Annotated in this window: 21 protein-coding genes and 1 tRNA gene; 9 read left to right on the plus strand and 13 right to left on the minus strand. The window is 69.2% G+C overall.

What is annotated here, in order from left to right:
* The first annotated feature begins 78 nt into the window (after nt 1–78).
* On the plus strand, nt 79–759 hold the full coding sequence (locus tag DMB42_RS39715) for a Crp/Fnr family transcriptional regulator (protein ID WP_125644033.1): 681 nt from the start codon (nt 79–81) through the stop codon (nt 757–759).
* On the opposite strand, the gene DMB42_RS39720 is transcribed toward DMB42_RS39715, so the two are convergent.
* The 4 genes from DMB42_RS39720 to DMB42_RS53715 are packed head-to-tail and all read right to left on the minus strand — an operon-like array spanning nt 741 to nt 3,004.
* Entirely contained in the window at nt 741–1,529 is a 789-nt protein-coding gene (locus DMB42_RS39720; RefSeq protein WP_125644035.1) for an MBL fold metallo-hydrolase, read from the minus strand. The genes DMB42_RS39715 and DMB42_RS39720 overlap by 19 nt on opposite strands.
* Nucleotides 1,526–2,344 carry an NUDIX hydrolase gene (locus DMB42_RS39725; RefSeq protein ID WP_125644037.1) on the minus strand — a complete coding sequence of 273 codons (819 nt, stop codon included), beginning with the start codon at nt 2,342–2,344 and terminating at the stop codon, nt 1,526–1,528. Before DMB42_RS39725 ends, DMB42_RS39720 begins: the two co-directional genes overlap by 4 nt.
* 49 nt (nt 2,345–2,393) lie before the next feature.
* Nucleotides 2,394–2,852, minus strand: coding sequence for a RidA family protein (locus tag DMB42_RS39730; RefSeq protein ID WP_185845108.1), 459 nt, complete (start codon nt 2,850–2,852; stop codon nt 2,394–2,396).
* Nucleotides 2,849–3,004, minus strand: coding sequence for a DUF4177 domain-containing protein (locus tag DMB42_RS53715; RefSeq protein ID WP_157549052.1), 156 nt, complete (start codon nt 3,002–3,004; stop codon nt 2,849–2,851). Before DMB42_RS53715 ends, DMB42_RS39730 begins: the two co-directional genes overlap by 4 nt.
* Before the next feature lie 133 nt (nt 3,005–3,137).
* On the opposite strand from DMB42_RS53715, the gene DMB42_RS39735 reads away from it, so the two are divergent.
* Both DMB42_RS39735 and DMB42_RS39740 read left to right on the plus strand, forming a co-directional pair.
* Nucleotides 3,138–4,142 carry an ArsA-related P-loop ATPase gene (locus tag DMB42_RS39735; RefSeq protein ID WP_221762547.1) on the plus strand — a complete coding sequence of 335 codons (1,005 nt, stop codon included), beginning with the start codon at nt 3,138–3,140 and terminating at the stop codon, nt 4,140–4,142.
* Entirely contained in the window at nt 4,139–5,266 is a 1,128-nt protein-coding gene (locus DMB42_RS39740; protein WP_125644041.1) for an ArsA family ATPase, read from the plus strand. Before DMB42_RS39735 ends, DMB42_RS39740 begins: the two co-directional genes overlap by 4 nt.
* 53 nt (nt 5,267–5,319) lie before the next feature.
* On the opposite strand, the gene DMB42_RS39745 is transcribed toward DMB42_RS39740, so the two are convergent.
* Nucleotides 5,320–5,616, minus strand: coding sequence for a WhiB family transcriptional regulator (locus DMB42_RS39745; protein WP_090771382.1), 297 nt, complete (start codon nt 5,614–5,616; stop codon nt 5,320–5,322).
* Nucleotides 5,617–5,860: 244 nt separating this feature from the next.
* Here DMB42_RS39745 and DMB42_RS39750 point away from each other — a divergent pair, with 244 nt between their 5' ends.
* Complete coding sequence (locus DMB42_RS39750; protein WP_229823859.1) at nt 5,861–8,131, plus strand: transglycosylase domain-containing protein; 2,271 nt, start codon at nt 5,861–5,863, stop codon at nt 8,129–8,131.
* A 259-nt stretch (nt 8,132–8,390) separates the two neighbouring features.
* Here the strand turns inward: DMB42_RS39750 and DMB42_RS39755 are convergent, their stop codons facing one another.
* Entirely contained in the window at nt 8,391–8,846 is a 456-nt protein-coding gene (locus DMB42_RS39755; RefSeq protein ID WP_125644045.1) for a GatB/YqeY domain-containing protein, read from the minus strand.
* 89 nt (nt 8,847–8,935) lie between these two features.
* On the opposite strand from DMB42_RS39755, the gene DMB42_RS39760 reads away from it, so the two are divergent.
* From DMB42_RS39760 to DMB42_RS39770, 3 genes are all read left to right on the plus strand, one after another.
* Nucleotides 8,936–9,799, plus strand: coding sequence for a metallophosphoesterase (locus tag DMB42_RS39760; protein ID WP_125644257.1), 864 nt, complete (start codon nt 8,936–8,938; stop codon nt 9,797–9,799).
* A gap of 64 nt (nt 9,800–9,863) precedes the next feature.
* Nucleotides 9,864–9,937: transfer RNA gene (locus DMB42_RS39765), tRNA-Pro, on the plus strand.
* Between the two features lie 147 nt (nt 9,938–10,084).
* Nucleotides 10,085–10,537 (plus strand): hypothetical protein, encoded by a 453-nt coding sequence (locus DMB42_RS39770; RefSeq protein WP_125644046.1) that lies wholly within the window; start codon nt 10,085–10,087, stop codon nt 10,535–10,537.
* Nucleotides 10,538–10,794: 257 nt separating this feature from the next.
* On the opposite strand, the gene DMB42_RS39775 is transcribed toward DMB42_RS39770, so the two are convergent.
* Nucleotides 10,795–11,541 carry a hypothetical protein gene (locus DMB42_RS39775; RefSeq protein WP_125644048.1) on the minus strand — a complete coding sequence of 249 codons (747 nt, stop codon included), beginning with the start codon at nt 11,539–11,541 and terminating at the stop codon, nt 10,795–10,797.
* 980 nt (nt 11,542–12,521) lie between these two features.
* The gene (locus tag DMB42_RS39780; protein ID WP_125644050.1) at nt 12,522–13,058 is read right to left on the minus strand and encodes an erythromycin esterase family protein; all 537 of its coding nucleotides are present in this window, start codon (nt 13,056–13,058) and stop codon (nt 12,522–12,524) included.
* 14 nt (nt 13,059–13,072) lie between these two features.
* Here DMB42_RS39780 and DMB42_RS39785 point away from each other — a divergent pair, with 14 nt between their 5' ends.
* Nucleotides 13,073–13,651: a LysR substrate-binding domain-containing protein gene (locus DMB42_RS39785; protein WP_125644052.1), complete on the plus strand. Its 579-nt coding sequence runs from the start codon at nt 13,073–13,075 to the stop codon at nt 13,649–13,651.
* Between the two features lie 13 nt (nt 13,652–13,664).
* Here the strand turns inward: DMB42_RS39785 and DMB42_RS39790 are convergent, their stop codons facing one another.
* Complete coding sequence (locus DMB42_RS39790) at nt 13,665–14,510, minus strand: SDR family oxidoreductase (RefSeq protein WP_125644054.1); 846 nt, start codon at nt 14,508–14,510, stop codon at nt 13,665–13,667.
* Nucleotides 14,511–14,614: 104 nt separating this feature from the next.
* Between DMB42_RS39790 and DMB42_RS39795 the strand changes: the two genes are divergently transcribed.
* Nucleotides 14,615–15,622 carry a YafY family protein gene (locus DMB42_RS39795; RefSeq protein WP_125644056.1) on the plus strand — a complete coding sequence of 336 codons (1,008 nt, stop codon included), beginning with the start codon at nt 14,615–14,617 and terminating at the stop codon, nt 15,620–15,622.
* Between the two features lie 38 nt (nt 15,623–15,660).
* Here the strand turns inward: DMB42_RS39795 and DMB42_RS39800 are convergent, their stop codons facing one another.
* From DMB42_RS39800 to DMB42_RS39810, 4 genes are read right to left on the minus strand one after another with little or no spacing between them, the layout of a single operon-like run.
* Nucleotides 15,661–17,532 carry a S8 family serine peptidase gene (locus DMB42_RS39800; RefSeq protein WP_260478224.1) on the minus strand — a complete coding sequence of 624 codons (1,872 nt, stop codon included), beginning with the start codon at nt 17,530–17,532 and terminating at the stop codon, nt 15,661–15,663.
* Nucleotides 17,529–17,966, minus strand: coding sequence for a hypothetical protein (locus DMB42_RS55475; protein WP_260478206.1), 438 nt, complete (start codon nt 17,964–17,966; stop codon nt 17,529–17,531). The genes DMB42_RS39800 and DMB42_RS55475 overlap by 4 nt, the downstream gene beginning before the upstream one ends.
* Nucleotides 17,963–18,814 carry a hypothetical protein gene (locus DMB42_RS39805; protein WP_125644060.1) on the minus strand — a complete coding sequence of 284 codons (852 nt, stop codon included), beginning with the start codon at nt 18,812–18,814 and terminating at the stop codon, nt 17,963–17,965. The genes DMB42_RS55475 and DMB42_RS39805 overlap by 4 nt, the downstream gene beginning before the upstream one ends.
* Entirely contained in the window at nt 18,811–19,224 is a 414-nt protein-coding gene (locus DMB42_RS39810) for an RNA polymerase sigma factor (protein ID WP_125644062.1), read from the minus strand. The genes DMB42_RS39805 and DMB42_RS39810 overlap by 4 nt, the downstream gene beginning before the upstream one ends.
* Nucleotides 19,225–19,244 lie beyond the last annotated feature (20 nt).

A 19,244-nucleotide genomic window follows, 5' to 3' on the forward strand; every position in this document is an offset into this window, starting at 1 on the left:
CACCTAATGCGGGCATTCCCATAGCCTGTGTGTGCCGCCCGGAGTGGGGTGAGTCACAATGGCAGCAGAGGAGGCAGAGTGAACACCGAAGATGTGCTGGGCAAGGCCCCCCTGTTCGCCGCGCTCGACCGCGAGAGCGCCGCGGCGCTGCGTACGAGCATCACCGAGGTCCAGCTGTCCAAGGGGCAGACCCTCTTCCACGAGAACGAGACCGGCGACCGGCTCTACGTCGTGCTCGAAGGCAAGATCAAGCTTTCCCGCACCTCGCCCGACGGCCGCGAGAACCTGTTGAGCGTGCTCGGCCCGAGCGAGATGTTCGGCGAGTTGTCGCTGTTCGACCCGCGTCCGCGCACGGCCACCGCGACCGCGCTGACCGACGTGCGCCTGGCCGGGCTGGGCCACGACGACCTGCGCCCGTGGCTGACCGGCCGCCCCGAGGTGGCGCTGCACCTGCTGCGCGCCCTGGCCCAGCGGCTGCGCCGGACCAACGACGTGCTGGCCGACCTGGTCTTCACCGACGTGCCCGGACGGGTCGCCAAGCAGCTCCTCGACCTGGCCGAGCGGTTCGGCACCAAGACCGACGACGGCATGCGCGTGCACCACGACCTCACCCAGGAGGAGCTGGCCCAGCTCGTCGGGGCCTCGCGCGAGACGGTGAACAAGGCCCTGGCCGACTTCGCCCAGCGCGGCTGGCTGCGCATCGAGGCCAAGGCCGTGGTCATCCTCGACATGGACCGGCTCTACAACCGTTCCAGGTAGTCGAGCTGGGCCCGCACGGACACCTCCGCGGCGGGCCAGAGCGACCTGTCGACGCCGGCGTACACGTCCTCGACGATCTCGCGCGGCGTGCGCGCGCCCCGCGCCCGCGCCGCCCTGATCTGGTCGAGCCGCTGCCGCCGGTGGGCGATGTAGGCGTCGAGGACCCCGATCGGGTCGGGCAGCACCGGGCCGTGGCCGGGCAGCAGCGCCCGCGCCCCCAGGCCCTCGGCCGCCGCCCTGAGCCGGTCGAGGCTGCGCAGGTAGTCGCCCAGGCCGCCGTCCTGGGCGATGATCGTGGTGCCCCTGCCCAGGATCGTGTCGCCGGTCAGCATGGCCCGGTCCTGCGGCAGCCAGAAGCAGAGCGAGTCGAACGAGTGGCCGGGCGTGCCGTACACGTGCAGCTCCAGGCCGTCCACGGTGATCACGTCCCCGTCGCCGAGCCCTTCGTCGCCCAGCCGGTGGCGCGGGTCGAGGGCGCGTACGGGGGCGCCGACCAGCTCGGCGAAGCGCTTGGCGCCGCCGCTGTGATCGTGATGACCGTGCGTGAGCAGGATCTGGGTGACCCGCCGCCCGCCCAGATGGTCGCGTACGCGGAGCAGATGAGCCTCGTCGTCGGGCCCGGGATCGACGACGACCGCGTCGCGGGTGCCGATGACCCAGGTGTTGGTGCCGTCCAGCGTCATGGCGGACGGGTTGGGCGCGAGCAGGTTCTCGGCGTGTTCGGTACGGGATCCGTCAGGCGTGTCGAGCGGGATGTGCAGGCCGCTCACGGCGTCATCAACCTCATCTCTCCCTCGACCTCCACGGCCTCCGGCAGGATGGCGGTGATGTGCCGCTCCTCGGCCAGCACGGAGGCCACGCTGTCGTGCCCGGCCAGCTCGTCGAGCGTGCGGTAGGTGGGCGGCATCAGGAAGATCTCTCCCCTGCGCGCCAGCTCGACCGCCTCGACGGGTCGCCGCCACACCACGTGGTCGGCCTCGCCCCCGACATCGCGCGTACGCTGCCCCTCGGGCAGCACCGCCACGAAGAACCGGGTGTCGAACCTGCGCTGCTCGATCACCGGCGTGATCCAGTGGGCCCACGGCTTGAGCAGGTCGGACCGGAGCACCAGGCCGCGCCCGGCCAGGAAGTCGGCGAAGGCCAGGCTCCGGTCGATCAGCGCCAGCCGGTCGGCCTCCCAGTCGTCGCCCGTCGTGTCCTCGACCACGCTGTCCGGCCCCGGCCCGGCCAGCAGCACCCCGGACTCCTCGAACGTCTCCCGCACGGCCGCGCACACCAGCCCGCGCGCGAGGTTCTCATCGGCGTGGAAGACCTCGCCCCACTCCTTGGGCGACGGCCCGGCCCAGGCGACCGCCTGGTCGGTGTCACGGGGGTCGACCGAGCCGCCGGGGAAGACGTACGCGCCCGCCGCGAAGGCCATCGTGGACTTGCGCCTGAGCAGGTAGACCTCGGGCCCGCCACGCGGACCCGAGCCGCGCAGGATCACCACCGTGGCGGCGTCACGCGCCGGGACGGGTTCGACCCGCCCGGCGATGATCTCTCTGGCTCGCGCGGCGAGCTCGTCGGGAAGGGGAAGACCGGCCACCTGACCTCCTACTAGAACATCACTCGGTCATGGTGACACATCCCCGCGGTCAGGAGACCTCCGCGATCAGCTCCACTTCCACGGGAGCGTCCAGCGGCAGCGCGGCCACGCCCACGGCGCTGCGGGCGTGCTTGCCGGCGTCGCCGAACACCTCGGCCAGGAAGTCGCTGGCGCCGTTGGCCACCTGGGGCTGCTCGGTAAAGCTCGGCGCGCTGGCCACGAAGACCACGACCTTGACGATCCTGCGCACCCTGGACAGCTCGCCCAGCTCGGCCTTCAGCGCGGCCAGCGCGTTGAGCACGCAGATGCGGGCCTGCGCCTTGCCCTCGTCGACGCCGAGGTCGACGCCGAGCTTGCCGGTCTGGTGCAGCTTGCCCTCCAGCATGGGCACCTGGCCGGAGGTGTAGACGAGATCGCCGGTGCGCGCGGTCGGCACGTACGCGGCCAGCGGCGTCACGGGCTGGGGCAGCTCGAACCCGAGCTCGGCGATGCGTTCCTCGGGGGTCACGGCTTCTCCCGCTTGAAGTAGGCGACAAGCTGCTCGGGCGTGGCGCCCTGGACGATCTGGACCAGCTCCCAGCCGTCGGCCCCGAAGTTGTCGAGGATCATCTTCGTGTTGTGGATCAGCACCGGAGCGGTGAGGTACTCCCATTTCTTCATGGCATGACGATCTCATGGAAACCCGCTCCACGGCCTGTTACCCCACCCATCTGAGCGGCGGTGACCGCAATGTGAGCAATCTCAAACGGTGGCCGTCGGGTTTCGACAAGTAACCGTTCGGTAGCCTCGAAACGTGGACTCTCCGGACACGGAATGGGACGACGTGCGCCTGCACGTCGTCACCGGCAAGGGCGGCACCGGCAAGACGACCGTCGCCGCCGCCCTCGCCCTCGCGCTGGCCGCGGGCGGGCGCAAGGTGCTGCTCGTGGAGGTGGAGGGCAGGCAGGGCATAGCCCAGATCTTCGACCTGCCCCCGCTGCCCTACGAGGAGCGCAAGATCGCCGTGGCGCCCTCCGGCGGCGACGTGTACGCGCTGGCCATCGATCCCGAAGAGGCCATGCTCGAATACATGGAGATGTTCTACGGCATGCGCAGGGCCGGCCGCGCGCTGACCAAGATGGGCATCGTCGACTTCGCCACCACCGTGGCCCCCGGTTTCCGCGACGTCCTGGTCACCGGCAAGACGACCGAGGCCGTACGCAGGCGGGGCAGGAACGGCCGCCGCGTCTACGACGCCGTCGTCCTCGACGCGCCGCCCACCGGCCGCATCGCCCGCTTCCTGAACGTCACCCAGGAGGTCGCCGGCCTGGCCAAGGTCGGGCCGATCAAGAACCACTCCGAACTGGTGAACGGTGTCGTGAAATCCAGGGAGACGATGGTCCACTTCGTGACCCTCCTGGAGGAGATGCCGGTGCAGGAGACCCTCGACGGGGTCGCCGAATTGCGTTCTGCCGGGCTGCCCCCAGGTTGCGTTTTCATCAACATGATGCGTGAATCACTGCTTCCACAGGCCGCTCTTGACATGGCTGTCAAGGGCCGCTTCGACGTGGGCGACCTCGCGCTCGGGCTCAAGGCCGCCGGGCTCGCCGACACCTCCGACGCCGCCGCCATGGCCGAGGCGCTCGCCGAGGAGGTCGTCGAGCACGCCCGCCGCACCGAGCTGGAGCGCGCCGAACGCGAGTCCCTGGCCGATGCCGGCCTGCCGCGCCTCGAGCTGCCGCTGCTGGCCGACGGCGTCGACCTGGCCGGCCTGTACGAGCTGGCCGAAACCATCCGCACCCACCGGGGAGCAGCGTGAAGAAGCACATCCCCCTCGACATCGACGCGATCCTCGACGACAAGGGCACCCGGATCATCGTCTGCTGCGGCTCCGGCGGCGTCGGCAAGACCACGACCGCCGCGGCCCTCGGCCTGCGCGCCGCCGAACGCGGCCGGTGCGCGGTCGTGCTGACCGTCGACCCGGCGCGCCGCCTGGCCCAGTCGATGGGCCTGACCGAGCTGGACAACACGCCACGCCTGGTCAGCTCGCCCGAGGGCGACGGCCAGCTCTACGCCATGATGCTCGACATGAAGCGCACGTTCGACGAGATCATCGAGGCGCACGCCGATCCCGAGCGGGCCCGCCAGATCCTGTCGAACCCCTTCTACCAGTCGCTGTCCTCCAGCTTCTCGGGCACGCAGGAGTACATGGCGATGGAGAAGCTCGGCCAGCTCCGCCGCTCCGACGAGTGGGACCTGATCATCGTGGACACGCCGCCCTCGCGGTCGGCGCTGGACTTCCTCGACGCGCCGGAGCGGCTCGGCCGCTTCCTCGACGGACGGTTCATCCGGCTGCTGACCGCACCCGCCAAGGCGGGCGGACGCAGCGCTTTCCGGCTGCTCAACGCCGGGTTCGGGTTGGTGGCCGGAGCGATGACCAAGTTGCTCGGCGCACAGGTGATCAAGGACCTGCAGACGTTCGTGTCCGCGCTGGACGCCGTGTTCGGCGGGTTCAGGCAGCGGGCCGAGATGACGTACAAGCTGTTGCAGGCGCCGGGCACGGCCTTCCTCGTCGTGGCCGCGCCGGAGCGCGACGCGATGCGGGAGGCCTCGTACTTCGTCGAACGGCTCGCCGAGGAGCGCATGCCCCTCGCCGGGCTGGTGGTGAACCGGGTGCACGTGTCGCCCGGCTCGGCGCTCTCAGCGGCACGTAGCGCCGCCGCGGCCGAGGACCTGGAGTCCAAGGGCGAACACGAGCTGACGGCCGCTGTGCTGCGGCTGCACACCGGCCGGATGCAGCTCGCCGCCCGCGAGAGCCGCGAGCAGGAGCATTTCGTCTCGGCTCATCCCACGGTGCCCATGGCACAGGTGCGTGCGATGTCCGGGGACGTCCACGATCTGGCCGGACTTCGGCAGATCGGGAACTTGTTGGCGAGCGCGTAGAGAGAGCACGGCCGACGGGCGGCGCCGGCCGTGCTCTCCCGCCGCGGGCCAGGTCAGCCCGCGATCAGCTCATTGGTCCGTTCGTACTCTTCCTTCGCGGACTCGAGCAGGTCGCGCCACGAGTCCACGTCGGGCCGGCGCCTGAGCAGCGCACGTCGTTCGCGTTCGGTCATACCGCCCCACACCCCGAACTCGATGCGGTTGTCCAGCGCATCGGCGAGGCATTCGGTACGGACCGGGCACCCTCGACAGATCAACTTCGCCCTGTTCTGTGCGGCGCCCTGGACGAACAGCGCGTCCGGGTCCGCACCCTTACAGGCGGCACGGGAGGTCCAATCCGTGATCCACATTTTTCGACCCCACTCCCCTTAGGTGGTCAGTCGTCATTTGGGGCCGACGGGCGCGGGCGCCGAGCCTCCGTATTCAGTTGCCGCAGAGGAAGAACGTACGCAACTTCACGTTCGGGCCGACAGACCCCAGAGGACCAATTTCTCGCCGGACTGTTGACCGGGAATGACTAGTCACCCCTCCCAGTCAAGGCGAAATGGTGTCGTGTTACCGATAAGGACAGTGTTTCGACGTACCCTTGGGAGCGTGCAAGCGAAGGGCAAAGACCGCTCCCACCCGCTCCTCAGCGTCCTGCGTCTGATCATCGCCGGGACGGCGGCGGGTGTTCTGGCGGCAGCGGTGGCGCTGCCCGCGGTCGGCGGGGCCGGGGTCTCGGCCAAGACCGCCATGGACGGACTCGAACTCAAGCCTAGAGATCTCGACGAGCCTCCGTTGCCCGAACGCACGAAGCTGGTCGACGCCAACGGCAAGCAGATCGCCCAGTTCTACTACGAGAACCGGCAGTCCGTGACCCTCGACAAGGTCGCGCCCATCATGCAGAACGCGCTGATCGCGATCGAGGACTTCCGCTTCTTCGACCACGGCCCGATCGACGTCGAGGGCACCGCCCGCGCCCTGGTGAAGAACTTCACCGGCGGCGGCGTCATGCAGGGCGGCTCCTCGATCACCCAGCAGTACGTCAAGCAGGTGCTGGTCAACAAGGCGGAGACGCCCGAGGAGCAGCAGGCGGCCATCGCCCCGACGCTCTCCCGCAAGCTCCAGGAGCTGCGGTACGCCATGGCGATCGAGCAGAAGTACAGCAAGCAGCAGATCCTGGAGAAGTACCTCAACATCGCCTACTTCGGCGCGGGGGCGCACGGCGTCCAGGCGGCGGCCAGGCGCTTCTTCGACAAGCCCGCCTCCGAGCTCAGCCTCTGGGAGGCCGCCACGCTGGCCGGCGCCGTGCAGAACCCGGCGCGCACCGACCCCAACGTCGGCCCCGAGGCGCGCGAGCGGCTGCTCATGCGCCGCAACACCGTGCTCGACCGGATGGCCGAGATCGGCAAGATCACTTGGCCGCAGGCCACCGAGGCCAAGGCCAAGAAGCTCGGCTACAAGGACGTCAAGTTCCCCGGCGGCTGCGAGGCCAGCAAGGTCCCGTACTTCTGCCTCTACGTCCAGTACGAGATCCTCGGCAACGAGGACTTCGGCAAGAACCAGGACGAGCGCAGGAAGCTGCTCCAGCGCGGCGGCCTGACGATCAAGACCACGCTCGACCCCAAGATGCAGAAGGCCGCCGAGAAGGCCATCAAGAAGTACGTCAGCCCCAAGGACAAGCCGGTGGCCTCGCAGGCCATGGTCGTGCCCGGCACCGGCGAGATCAAGGCGATGGCGGCCTCGCGCAAGTTCGGCGGCAGCAAGAAGAAGAACGAGATGAGCTACAACATCGTCGCCGACGCCGAGCACGGCGGCGGACGCGGGTTGCAGCAGGGCTCGACGGCCAAGGCGTACACGCTGGCCACGGCGCTCGAGGAGGGCCTGAAGTACGAGGACGGCTTCCCGGCCCCGGCCGGGTTCACCGCGAGCGGCTACAACTCGTTCAAGAACTGCAAGGGCGAGAACGTCGGCGACCCCTCGCACACCGCGCACAACTCCAGCGAGGGCGGCGGCGGTTTCAAGACCCTGCAGTCCGGCACGTGGGGCTCGGTGAACACGTTCTTCCTCAAGCTGGAGCAGGACGTCGGGCTCTGCAAGGTCGTCAAGCTGGCCAAGCGCCTCGGCGTCAAGCGGGCCGACGGCGGCAAGCTGCGCGAGGTCGAGACGTTCACGCTCGGCGTGAACGAGGTCGACCCGGTGACGATCGCCAACTCCTACGCGGTGTTCGCCTCGCGCGGCCAGTACTGCAAGCCGCTGGCCATCACCGAGATCAAGGACCGCAACGGCAACGCCAAGCAGTACAAGCCGAAGTGCTCGCAGGTCATGGAGGAGGAGGTCGCCGACGCGGTCAGCGGGATCCTCTCGGGCGTGTTCACCAAGGGCACGATGCGCGAGGTGGGCGGCATCGGACGGGACGCGGCGGGCAAGACCGGCACGACCGACGACTACATGTCCGCCTGGTTCGCCGGGTACACCCCGAACCTGGCCTCCGCCGTGAGCCTCGGGGACCCGCGCGGCGCCTCCACCCACAAGCTGATCGGGGTCACGATCGGCGGGAACTACTTCCCGTACGTGTACGGCGCGTCCATCTCCGGGCCCATCTGGAAGCAGGCGATGATGCAGGCGCTCAAGGGGGTGGAGCCGGCGGAGTTCACGCCGGTGGACCACTCGCGGTTCGGCGGCTGCTCCGACAAGTGCGCGCCCAAGCCCAAGAAGAAGAAGCACGACGACGAGCGGCGGGGAGGCGGCGACCCGTTCGAGGACTTCTTCGGCGACAACAACGACCAGGGCGACGGGCCTGGGCCCGACGACTCGCACGGGGACGGCCCCGGCGGCCAGGGCACCACCGGCCTCACCACCCCGGCCACCCGAGCCCGCTGACCCCGGCCCGCTGCCTTCGGCGTACTGACCTTGGCGTACTGACCTTCGGCGTGTCGACCTTCGGCGTGTCGGCCCTCGCCCCGAGCGGGCGTGGGCCGTGCACGGCGGCCGCCTGGCGGCGCTACGCGGCTTCGGAGGGCCTACGCCTGCGATTGCCCGCGTTTCAACGCGCAGGCCCTCCAACGGCCCTTCCAAGCCCGTACGGCCCCCTCAGGAACCGTCCCGCGTCCATGGCCCGGGACGAGCGGGCGCCGTGACCTCAGGCCGTCAGGCGGGCGCGTACGACGGCGGCGACGCGGCCGCCCTCGGCCTTGCCCGCCACCTTGGGGTTGACCACCTTCATGACCTGCCCCATGGCCTGCGGTCCCGACGCGCCGGTCTCGGCCACGGCCGCGTCGACGATCTGGGCCAGCTCCTCGTCGGAGAGCTGCGCCGGCAGGTACTCCTCCAGCACCGCCTGCTCGTCCAGCTCCGCCTGGGCCTGCTCGGCGCGTCCCGCGTTCTGGAACGCCTCGGCGGCCTCGCGCCGCTTCTTGGCCTCCTTGGTCAGCACCTTGATGACCTCGTCATCGCTGAGCTGCCTGGCCTCCTTGCCCGCGACCTCCTCGACGTTGACGGCCGCCAGAGCCATCCGAATCGTCCGGAGACGGACCTCGTCCCGGCTCTTCATCGAGGCCGTGAGATCGGCCTTCAGCTTGTCCTTCATTGCGCTCATGCGGTCCATCTTGCCGTCTGCCGGGACGCCTCGTGCCCGTTGTCAGGCATCATGAGTACGTGAGGAAAGCCGTCGCAGTGCCCCTGTCCATGATCGGTCTCGGCCTGGCCGGGCTGGGCTACGCCTCCGTCGTGGAGCGCAACTGGTTCCGCCTGCGCCGCTTCGACGTGCCGGTGCTGGAGCGCGGTCAGCGTCCCGTCCGCGTGCTGCACCTGTCCGACCTGCACCTGACCCCCAGGCGCACCATGCTCATCAACTGGGTGCGCTCCCTGGGCGCCCTGGAGCCCGACCTCGTGGTCAACACCGGCGACTCGATCGCCCACCCGGAAGCGGTCCCGGCGCTCCTGCACGCCCTGGAGCCCCTGCTGTCCCGTCCCGGCCTGTTCGTCTACGGTTCCAACGACCTCTACGCCCCCCAGCCCAAGAACCCGGCCCGCTACCTCTGGCGTACGTCCAAGAACGACCGCCGCCAGCACATCCCCAACCTCCCCTGGGAGGAACTGGGCGCCGGCATGGCCGCCGAAGGCTGGCTGGACATGAACAACACCACCGCCCGCGTCAAGATCGGCGACCTCGACGTCGCGGTGGCGGGCATCCACGACTCCCACATCTCCCGCGACCGCTACGACCTGGTCGCCGGCCCGGCCCCCGCCGAGCACGACCTCCGCCTCGGCGTCATGCACTCCCCCGAGCCCCGCAACATGACCCGCTTCGCCGATGACGGCTACCAGCTCCTGCTCGCCGGCCACACCCACGGCGGCCAGCTCTGCATCCCGTTCTACGGCGCCCTGGTCACCAACTGCGGCATCGACCGTGCCCGCGTGAAGGGCCTGAACCGCCACGAGAGCGCCTGGCTGCACGTGTCCGCCGGCCTCGGCACCTCGCCGTACGCACCGGCCCGTTTCGCGTGCTTCCCGGAGGCGTCGTTGCTCACGCTGGTTCCGCGACGCTGAGACTGTCACGAGTACCCGCGAAGTCCGCTAGACTTTCTCAAGCACGCGCAAGACGGGCGTGCACCGGGGTGTAGCGCAGCTTGGCAGCGCGCTTCGTTCGGGACGAAGAGGTCGTGGGTTCAAATCCCGCCACCCCGACAGTATTGCCGCAGGTAGAAGGCCGCTTCCGCAGATCGGAAGCGGCCTCTCTTGTTTTCTGAGCGATTGACTGCGTGACTACGCCTTCGGTGCCCTACCTCCCTCGCCGTAGCCGCCCTGGCCCAGTACGCCCAACTCCTCGCCTGGATGTGCCAGGACTCCCGCCAGCACGCCGCCGCCCTGGCCTGGTACGACCGCTCCCACGCCTGGGCCGTCGAGGCCGGAGACGCCTGCCTCGCCTCCACCACCCTGAACATGCGTGCCCACCAAGCGTGGAGTCTCGGCGACGCCCAGCGCTGCATCCGCCTGGCCGAAGCCGAAGACCTCATCCGCGCCGCCGAACACCCCGAGAACGAACCACCCTGGATGTACTTCTACGACGAAGGCTGGTTCCTCATGCAACGCGGCATGGCCGAACTTGAACTCGGCGACGGCCGCCGCGCCACCGACTACCTCGAACGCGGCCTGTCCACCCTGCCCGACCGCTACCGCCGCGACAGGGCCTGGTTCGGAGCCTGCCTCGCCCGCGCCCAGGCTCTCCAAGGCGACGCCGAAGCCGCAGTCGCCACAGCTCTGAACGTCGCCCCGGAGACGCCATAGCGTTCAACACTTACGCCGTGACCGAACTCCACAGCACCGCCCAGGGCCTCGGCCTCGGCGAGCGCTCCCGGGCGCTCAGTCCGTCAAAGACTCCTTGAGACGCTCAAGGCCGTAGCCAGTCCCTGCTGTCCTCGCTGTCCCTCATCCTTCATTGAACTGCGGAATCCTCGAAACCAGCGGGGACGCGATATCCGTGCGGTCCCCCAAGGGGGCTGGAACATCGATCACGAGCGGTACGGTCCCTCTGGTGTTCCTGCTCACGTCTGAGTCTCCGAAGGCTCGCTGTCGCCAGGAAGAAGGGTGGGATCTTCCAGCGTGTCGAAAAGCCGTTCCGCGTACGCCTCCCCAGCTTGCCACACCCATTGCGGCCTTATGAGAAGGATCCATGCGGCGAGCAAGGCGGCGTTCAGAAGAACACTTATGATGAGAGGATAGGCCGCTACCTTATTAAGCTGCCACCAGGCCGCGTCGGAAATCACGCACAGCAAGGCGACGGCTATCCCCAGAGGTTTCAGAGCGAGGAGGTTGCGCCGGAAGCCGTAGTTGATGTTCTCGTCATGAACGAGATCGTAACGCCCTTTCTTATCGCGGACATGGATAATCAGTACGCGTGTAGCTGCAATATAAATTTGATCCGCCCGTTGAGGGTCGAGCCGCTCCTTGGATTCTGCGGGGAATCTGAGGTGCGTAATTTTCTGGAGCGCCTCTCTTCTTCTCTTAAGAAGAGGAATATTAGAGTTATTCCTGTATCTCAACATGTGCGTGGTCGGAAGACCGTCCCACCGCACAACCAGGCGCTTCTCCAGGCTCTTGCCAAGTCCGCGAACGACATTGGCCACCAAAAATGCTCCGCCAGCGGTGACGAAGGCGGCCACCGTCTGCTGAGGAAATGTCTTAGACCACAGCAAAAAGACTGAAGCCATCACCGGCAGGAAAGTGATCAACGCAGGGTAGATCCTTGCCTGGAGGTTATATTTGTCGAAGCCTTCGAAGAGTCTAATCATCGTCGTCTTCTTGGAGTGCGGGCAGCGGCGTGAGCGGTGACCCACCGAAACTACGGGGAGCATGCACCCTGTACTGTATGACATTCCCTTCGATCGTAAACACCTCACAACCTCGCCTACTGAGGGTATTCCCCACCTTAGGGGAGGGGTATTTGGTGGACGCCTTCGCAGAGCCGATGAAAGACACCGTCCGTGTATACGATAACCCCGGTCCCGGAAGACGGGAATATGACCAGTTGCCCGGCAAACCTAGTTGCCCCATAAAAGGTTCACTAAATTCGGTTCCTGCTTCGCCGGCAGCGCTAATGAGATTTTCCGGAATCTTACAGAAATCATATCTCCACTCTTGAAGCCGAAGCAATCATCGTTCTCTACGGATTGTAAGTCGACCTTATACATCAGCCCCACTCTCTCTGTGCATCTTGTGGCGCTTTGGAACAATACATAGATTTCTTGACCGTTTAGACTCGATAAGTAATTGAGCGGACGAAGAGGTCGCGGGTTCAAATCCCGCCACCCCGACAGTATTGCCGCACGCAGAAGGCCGCTTCCGCAGATCGGAAGCGGCCTCTCTTGTTCCTGAGCGATTGTCTGCGTGAGTACGCCTTCGGTACCCCACGGGACCACGTATCGCTGGCAGCGCCCGGGTTCGCGCAGGGTCCCTGTCAAGAGCATCGTTGCGGCCGGCGCGCCGACGTGCTTGTGCGTGGCGATCAGCGCGGCCCCAAGGCGAGCAGTGGCGTCCTTGGGTGGTCTCCTCTTATCCGTGCTCCTTGCTGTGGTGACGGATGAGGAACAGCCCTGCCTCGCGGCACGACTCGGGCTTGCTTGTCCATGGCCGACTTGCTTGTGGTGGGCCGGTCGGGTGCCGCCCACCACTACGAAGGCCGGACGGGCACTCCTTGCGGTGGTGGGTGAAGGAGCTGGAGAAGAACGCCGGTCGGTCGTGCGGTTGGAGGTCAGGGGAGGAGTTGGGCGGCCTAGACCTGGTGGAGGTGGATGACCACGTCGAAGGAGCGTCCCAGGGCGGCCTGTACGGCCTGAGAGGGTGACCAGAACCCGCCGCCGATCAGGCGGGTGTTCCGGGCCTGCGACAACCACGCCTTGGCGGCGGCCGGCGCGGTGCGGGTGTCGAGCATGAAGTCGCGGTAGCGGACCTGGTCCAGCACGTACTCGTTGTAGTCGGCGCCCGCGGCCGGGACCTGGCCCTTGCACGTCATCGGCCGTTCGGCGGGCTTGGCGTCGTCCGGGCAGGCGCCTTCGGCGCTGAAGTTGTAGCCGCCCTGGTCGAAGCTGGTGCCGACGGTGACGAAGCGGTCGCCGAGCCGCTTGCGCAGTACGCCGCCCATCGGGGCCGGCACGTACGCGGTGTCGATCGGGGTGTAGCTCAGGTGCGCGTTCAGTCCGGACATCTGGATCTCGGCTCCGGTGGTGGCGTTCCACCAGGCCACGTTGTCGGCCAGCACGATGTCGCGGTACTCCTGGGCCTGGCGGCGGCCGTCCGCGGTGGCCTCCAGAAGCGCCGCAGGTCGTGGGAGTTGACGCCTTCCGCAACCGACATCCCGAGTGGAAGCTGCAGATCCGGATCTCCCCCTTCGCCGACCCGTTCGCCGGGTTGCGCCGCGATGACATCGACGTACTGGTCGCGTGGCTGCCCGTCGAAGAGCCCGACCTGATCACGGGGCCGGTCCTGTTCACGGACCCGCGCCTGCTGGCCGTGGCCACCGATCACGAACTCACCCGGCACACGACCGGCCTGCTGGAGATGCTCGCCGACTTCCCGCACGTGGACGCTCCGTCCAGACCCGACTACTGGGCGGACGGCTTCCTCCCGTCCCGGACCCCCGCGGGCCATCGGATCGAGCGCGGCCCTCTGGCGCGAAACACCGAGGAGATCCTTTCCCTGGTCACCACCGGGGAGGCCGTCAGCCTCGTCGCCCACCACATGCGGCGTTACTACCTCCGGCCCGACATCACCTACCTGCCTCTGCGGGACGACGATCCGCTGAAGTACGCGCTGGTGTGGTCGGCCGGGGCGGAGAACGACATGATCCGCGCCCTCGCGCAGACCGTCCGCGACCTCGGCCCTCTCGACCTGCTCAGCATCTGAAGCGACCGCAGCGTCAGGCGGCGCCGAAGTCGCAGCGGTGGTCGGCGGCCCACTCCGCCAGGGTGCGGCCCGGCCGCCCGGTCACCACCGTGACAGGACGCGGGACGTCGGGGACGGTGAGGGTGTCGTGCCAGTAGTCGAGCAACATCCTCATCACGGGCTCGGGGATGAACTGCGCGGTCTCGGCGCGGAACTCCTCGGGCGTGATCTCCAGCAGCGGGATCTCCCGTCCCAGGGCCTCGCCGATGATCGCCACCTGCTCGGCGCGGGTCAGGGCCTCCGGGCCGGTGAGCGGGATCGCCGTACCCAGGTGCTCGTCGGAGAGGAGGGTCTCGGCGGCGGCCTCGGCGACGTCGTACTCGTGGACGGGAGCCTGGGCCGAGGCCAGGTACGGCGCCCTGATCGGCGCGCCGGAGCGGATCTGCCAGGCCCAGGAGAGCAGGTTGCCGGCGAAGGTGCCGGGCCGCAGGATCGTCCAGGCATCGGTATGGTCCGTCACGGCGGCCTCGACCGCGGTGTGGTGGAGCTGGCTCGCCGAGCCGTGGTCACGCCGGAACTCCTTCGCGGCGGCCAGCGAGGACAACACGGTGAAACGGTGTACGCCGTGCGCGACGGCCGCGGTGACGAACGCCTCGACCCCCTCCGCGGGGAAGACGAAGGCGCGATCGACACCGTCGAACACCCGCGACCCGAGCGTGGCGGCGTCGGCCAGGTCACCGGCGACGACCTCGACCCCGGCCAGCAGGTCGGCGTCCTCGGGCTTGCGGGTCAGCGCGCGTACGGTGGCGCCGCGGGCGAGCAGGGTCGTGACAAGGTGACGGCCGACGGCTCCGGTCGCGCCGGTGACAAGAATGATCAAAATGCTCACCTCAGGGAATTCGATGCCGGTCTGTCCGGCTCGAACTCCAACCTAGGAAGGGTTTAGGGCAATTACTGTCCCTATTTCTCCTAGACTCGGCGACCATGTCGGAACAGACCACGACCGAGCGGGCGCTGCGCCTGCTGGAGCTGTTGCAGGCCCGCCGGTCCTGGAGCGGCGGCGAGCTCGCCGACCGACTCGGCGTCGACGGCCGCACCTTCCGGCGGGACGTGGAACGGCTGCGCAGCCTCGGCTATCACATCGAGGCACGTCGCGGCCCCGACGGCGGCTACCGGCTGTCCACGGGCAGCGACCTGCCGCCGCTGGTGTTCACCCCGGACGAGGCGCTCGCCGTGGCCGCCGCCCTCGCCTCCTCGGCTGCCAACGGCGCCGCCGGCGGGGGTGAGGTCGCGCTCACCGCCCTGGCCAAGATGGAACAGGTGATGCCCTCGGCGGTACGCCGGCGGGTACGCGCACTACGTTCCTCGGTCGCCCTGGGCGACACCCCGAACGCGGTGGCAGGGGCGTATCCGGCTCCGCTGAACGCCGACGTGCTGGCGGTCCTGGCGCTGGCGTGCCGGGACGCGGAGCAGGTCCGGCTGCGCGTGATGAACACCGAGGGCACCGACGCCGGACGGGAGTCCGCGCGCCACGTCGAGCCCGCCGCCCTGGTACCTCGGGAGACCCGGTGGTTCCTCGTGTGCCGCGACCTCGACCACGGCTGGCGGGTGTTGCGCGTCGATCGGATCACGTGGGCGTCGGCGACGGGCGTGCGCTTCGAGCCGCAGGAGGTCCCCGGAGGCGACCCGGTCGCGTTCGTCACCAGCCGGCTCGGCGCTCCGCCCCGCGAACACACGGCGACGATCCTGATCCACGCCCCGATCGAACAGGTACAGGCGTACATGGGTGGGTTCGCCGCGGACTTCGCCCCGACGACCACCGCCACCGGCCAGACGGCGACACATTGGCGCATCGCCGACGTACGCCTTGAGGTCCTGGCCGGTGGACTGCTCTGGGTGCGATGGCCCTTCGAGGTGGTCGACTCCCCCGAGCTCGCCGCCCTGCTGCGGGACCGGGCCGCGGCTTTCGCCTTCGCCGCCGGCCCCCGCTGAAGGTCCTGGCAAAGGGGCCCGCCACCTCGAAGGGCCGGTCAGCTCACCGCGTACGCCCGGATGATCGTCTGCGTGAGGCGGTCGCCGGGGAGTGTCGCGCGCAGGGAGACGAATCCCGGCGTCCGGTAGTGGACGAGCGTGCCCGGGAGCCGCACGTCCTGGGCCGGGGACTCCATGAACACGGCCTTGTCCTCGGCGAACCTGGCGCCGAAGAACGGTGTGCCCGTCGCCGCCGTGGCCGAGGCCCGGTAGGTCGCCGTCACCTTGGCGAGATCCGCACGCCTGGCGGCGTAGGCGGGGTCGCCCGGCAGGCCGTCGGCGTACGTCTTCACCAGGTCGTAGACGTACGGGCTCGGGGTGCGGGTCCGGCTGTCCCACAATGTCCGCATCATGTACCGCAGGCCCGGCGCGCGCGCCGGGATGACGAACGTCCCGAGGCCCGGCCGTTTCCACGAGGTGTACCCGTACTGCCAGACGCCGTCGGCGAGCCCGACGTCGACGAGGTCGCGCTGTGTGGCGTCCGGATCGTCCACGCTGAAGGCGGCTCGCCTGCCTTCGCGGGCGTCGATCGTCACCTGCCGGTCCGCGCCGAGGTCCAGCCGGAGGTGGGCCATGGTGGTGCCCGACGTGCCGTCCTCGATCTCGGTGTACAACCTCCATTCGCTCTTCGGCAGCCTGAGCCGGGCCACGCCGTCGGTGAAGCGGACTTCGCGGGTGTCGCCGGTCCGCGGGTCGTACAGCTGGGCGAAGGCGGCTTCGGCGGGTCCGCCGTTCCGGTCCACGGCCCTGATGGTCACGTCGTGGGACTCGGGCTCGACGAACGCGCCGGCGAGCGTACGGATCACCGTCGCGCCCGAGCGGGCGACGATCGTCCCCACGTGTTCGCCCGTCGCCCTGTCCTTGCCGTCGATCGTCACGGTGACCGTCGCCCGGCCCCCGGCGGGCACGCGGAGCTGCTGGGCGGAGAGCCGCAGCACGTCGCCGTCGGCGGTCAGGTCGAGGTCGACGGGCGTGTCACCGGCGTTCTCGTAGCTGACGGTCCCGGTGGTCACCCGCCCGTCCGGGCCGTCCCAGGGGAAGTACGCCCACAGACGATCCGGTACGGCGACGACCTGCTGGGCGAGCGCACGCACGACGTCCACCCGCCCGGTCCCCTGCCGGTCCGGCGTCACACCGGGCGTGGCCGCGGCGGCGCCGGTCAGCGCGGCCTTGAGCCGTTGCCCGGTCCAGTCCGGGTGCAGCTGGGCGAGGATCGCGGCGGCGCCCGCCACGTGCGGCGCCGCCATGGAGGTCCCGGACATCGCCACGTGCGCGTCGCCCCCGGTCCCGCCCGCCTTCGCGGCCACGATCCCGACGCCGGGCGCGGTGATGTCCGGCTTGATCGCGTGGTCGCCCGTACGGGGTCCGCTGCCGGAGGAGACGGCGACCCCGTCCTGCCGGTCGACGGAGCCGACGGTGAGCGCGGCGTCGGCGCTGCCGGGGCTGAAGACCTCGGTGCCGGCGTTGCCCGCGGCCACGACGAACAGCGTGCCCGTACGTTCCGACAACGTGTTCACCGCCTGCTCGACCGGGTCGAGGTCAAGGGTGTCTGGCGCGCCGAAGCTCAGGTTGACGATCTTGGCCTTGACCTCGGTGGCGGCCCACGTCATACCGGCGAGGATGGCCGATTCCGTCAGGCCCAGCTCGGTGCCGACCTTGCCGACGGCGAGTCTCGCGCCGGACGCGATCCCGCGGTAGTTCACGTCGGCCCCCGCGATGATCGAGGCCACGTGGGTGCCGTGCCCGGTCCGGTCGCGGATGTCGGGATCGTCGGTGAAGTTCCGTTCCTGGGCCACCACGCCTTTCAGGTCGGGGTGGTCAGGGTCGTACCCGCTGTCCAGGACGGCCACCGTGACGCCCTTGCCCGTCATGCCCTGCTTCCACGCCTCGGTGGCGCCGATCTGCCGGGCACTCCGGTCGAGGGTGTACGAGCGGCGGCCGTCCAGCCAGAGCTTGGTGGCGCCGGCCTTGAGCGTGCGGGCGCTGCGTCGCCGTACCGCCACGCCAGCAGCTGGGTGACGTCGAACAGCCGCCGGTCCAACGTGTTCGCCGCGACCAGCGGCCGGGCGTCGGACGGGATCACGTACAGGTGCCCGTCCTGGACCTGGTGGGTGAACCCGACCCGCCTGCCCGGCCCCGGCAGCACACGGAATCCGCGGCCCGTGACCACGACCCGGTCCCCGGTGATCAACGTGACGCCCGCCGCGTCCGGCCCCTGCCTGAGATCGGCCTGACTGCCCGGTACGGGCACGACGCCGACCGTCGTGGCCACCAGGACGGCGGCCATTGCCTTGTTCGCGATCACGGGCAGCCGGCCTTCGCCTTCAGGGTCCGTACCAGGTCGTCGGGCAGGTCCGAGTCGCTGACCTGGAGCGTCGCCTTGCCGGGCATCGTCAGGTAGCCGCCTACGACGTGCGTGGACTCAGGCACCGACGTCTTGGTCTCCGGCGGGGTGTCCTTGCCCCCCTTCGTCCAGAAGGCGGGACCAAGGACGTCGAACGCCTGGACGTCCAGGCCGCGTGCCTTCAGCAGGCCGCGCACCTCGCTGACGGGGCTGTTGTGGAACGGCACGCAGTGCATGGGTTCGCCGGGCGAGTCGAAGCCGATGTTGATCTCGTACTCCTCGCCGGGGCGGGCCTGCCGCCCGAGGATGATCTCGGCCGAGCCCGCGAAGTCCCGCCGGACCTTCATCCGGATCGGGCAGCCCTCCCGTCGCTCGCATCCGTCCTGTCTGATCACCTCGATCCCGTCCGGCTCGCTCGCGGTCGGGTCGAACGTCCCGACCTGGCTGGGCGGTGCGGGCAACATCCGCAGCGTGATGTCGAGTCCGGCCTCGCGCAACTGCCGCTGATACGCCTCCGGATCGGCGAACACGTCCTTGACCTCGACGAGGTAGTAGCCGTCCTCCTCCTTGATGTCGAGGGCCGAGGCGGCGGCGGGCGCGAGGGCCAGGAAGGCGGCCAGGGACGCCGCGATGGCGCCCGCGGCGATCGGCAACGCGATCAGGCCGCGTCGCCGCCTCCCGCGTACGGGCAGGGCCGTATCCGGCTCCTCCTCCATGATCTGGTACATCGTCTCCCGCGCTCCGGCCGTCAGACCGGGCCCGGGCGCCGGGGCGAGACGCCTGACGACGTCGTCGACCTGTCGGTTCATGAGGTCTCCTTGGCGAGGCTGACGGCGCGCGAGCCGTACCGGGCGAGGTCGGGGTCGTCGGCGGCGAGTTCGGTGGCCAGGCGCTTGCGGGCGCGGTGCAGCCGCTGACGTACGGCGATGCGCGAGCAGCCCAGCACCTGCGCCAGTTCGGCGTTGCCGAGCCCCTCCCTGCGCGACTCGCCGCGGCGGTGGTTGGCCAGGGTGCGCCGCGCCACGCCGTACAGCCAGAGCCGGGCGCGGTCGCCGGCGGGCCAGCAGCCGCGCCGCCGCCACGCGGTGGTGAAGGTCTCGGCGATCACGTCCGCGGTGTCGTGGGGGTCGTCGGTACGACGCCGGACATAGCCGGAGACGGCCGCGTAGTGCTCGGTGTAGAGCTCCTCGAAGCGTTGCCTGGGGTTCGGAGGGCCCACGCGGTCGTCCCTTCCGTAGG

Origin of the sequence: Nonomuraea sp. WAC 01424 (genome assembly GCF_003947315.1) — a bacterium.
Taxonomy (GTDB): Bacteria; Actinomycetota; Actinomycetes; order Streptosporangiales; family Streptosporangiaceae; genus Nonomuraea; species Nonomuraea spiralis.

What these genes read in the sequence shown, in the direction of transcription:
- DMB42_RS39755 (WP_125644045.1), bottom strand. Translation starts at nt 8,846, where the DNA reads ATGAGCGCAATGAAGGACAAGCTGAAGGCCGATCTCACGGCCTCGATG.
- DMB42_RS39775 (WP_125644048.1), bottom strand. Translation starts at nt 11,541, where the DNA reads ATGATTAGACTCTTCGAAGGCTTCGACAAATATAACCTCCAGGCAAGG.
- DMB42_RS39745 (WP_090771382.1), bottom strand. Translation starts at nt 5,616, where the DNA reads ATGTGGATCACGGATTGGACCTCCCGTGCCGCCTGTAAGGGTGCGGAC.
- DMB42_RS39795 (WP_125644056.1), top strand. Translation starts at nt 14,615, where the DNA reads ATGTCGGAACAGACCACGACCGAGCGGGCGCTGCGCCTGCTGGAGCTG.
- DMB42_RS53715 (WP_157549052.1), bottom strand. Translation starts at nt 3,004, where the DNA reads ATGAAGAAATGGGAGTACCTCACCGCTCCGGTGCTGATCCACAACACG.
- DMB42_RS39770 (WP_125644046.1), top strand. Translation starts at nt 10,085, where the DNA reads ATGTGCCAGGACTCCCGCCAGCACGCCGCCGCCCTGGCCTGGTACGAC.
- DMB42_RS39760 (WP_125644257.1), top strand. Translation starts at nt 8,936, where the DNA reads ATGATCGGTCTCGGCCTGGCCGGGCTGGGCTACGCCTCCGTCGTGGAG.
- DMB42_RS39800 (WP_260478224.1), bottom strand. Translation starts at nt 17,532, where the DNA reads ATGACGGGCAAGGGCGTCACGGTGGCCGTCCTGGACAGCGGGTACGAC.
- DMB42_RS39805 (WP_125644060.1), bottom strand. Translation starts at nt 18,814, where the DNA reads ATGAACCGACAGGTCGACGACGTCGTCAGGCGTCTCGCCCCGGCGCCC.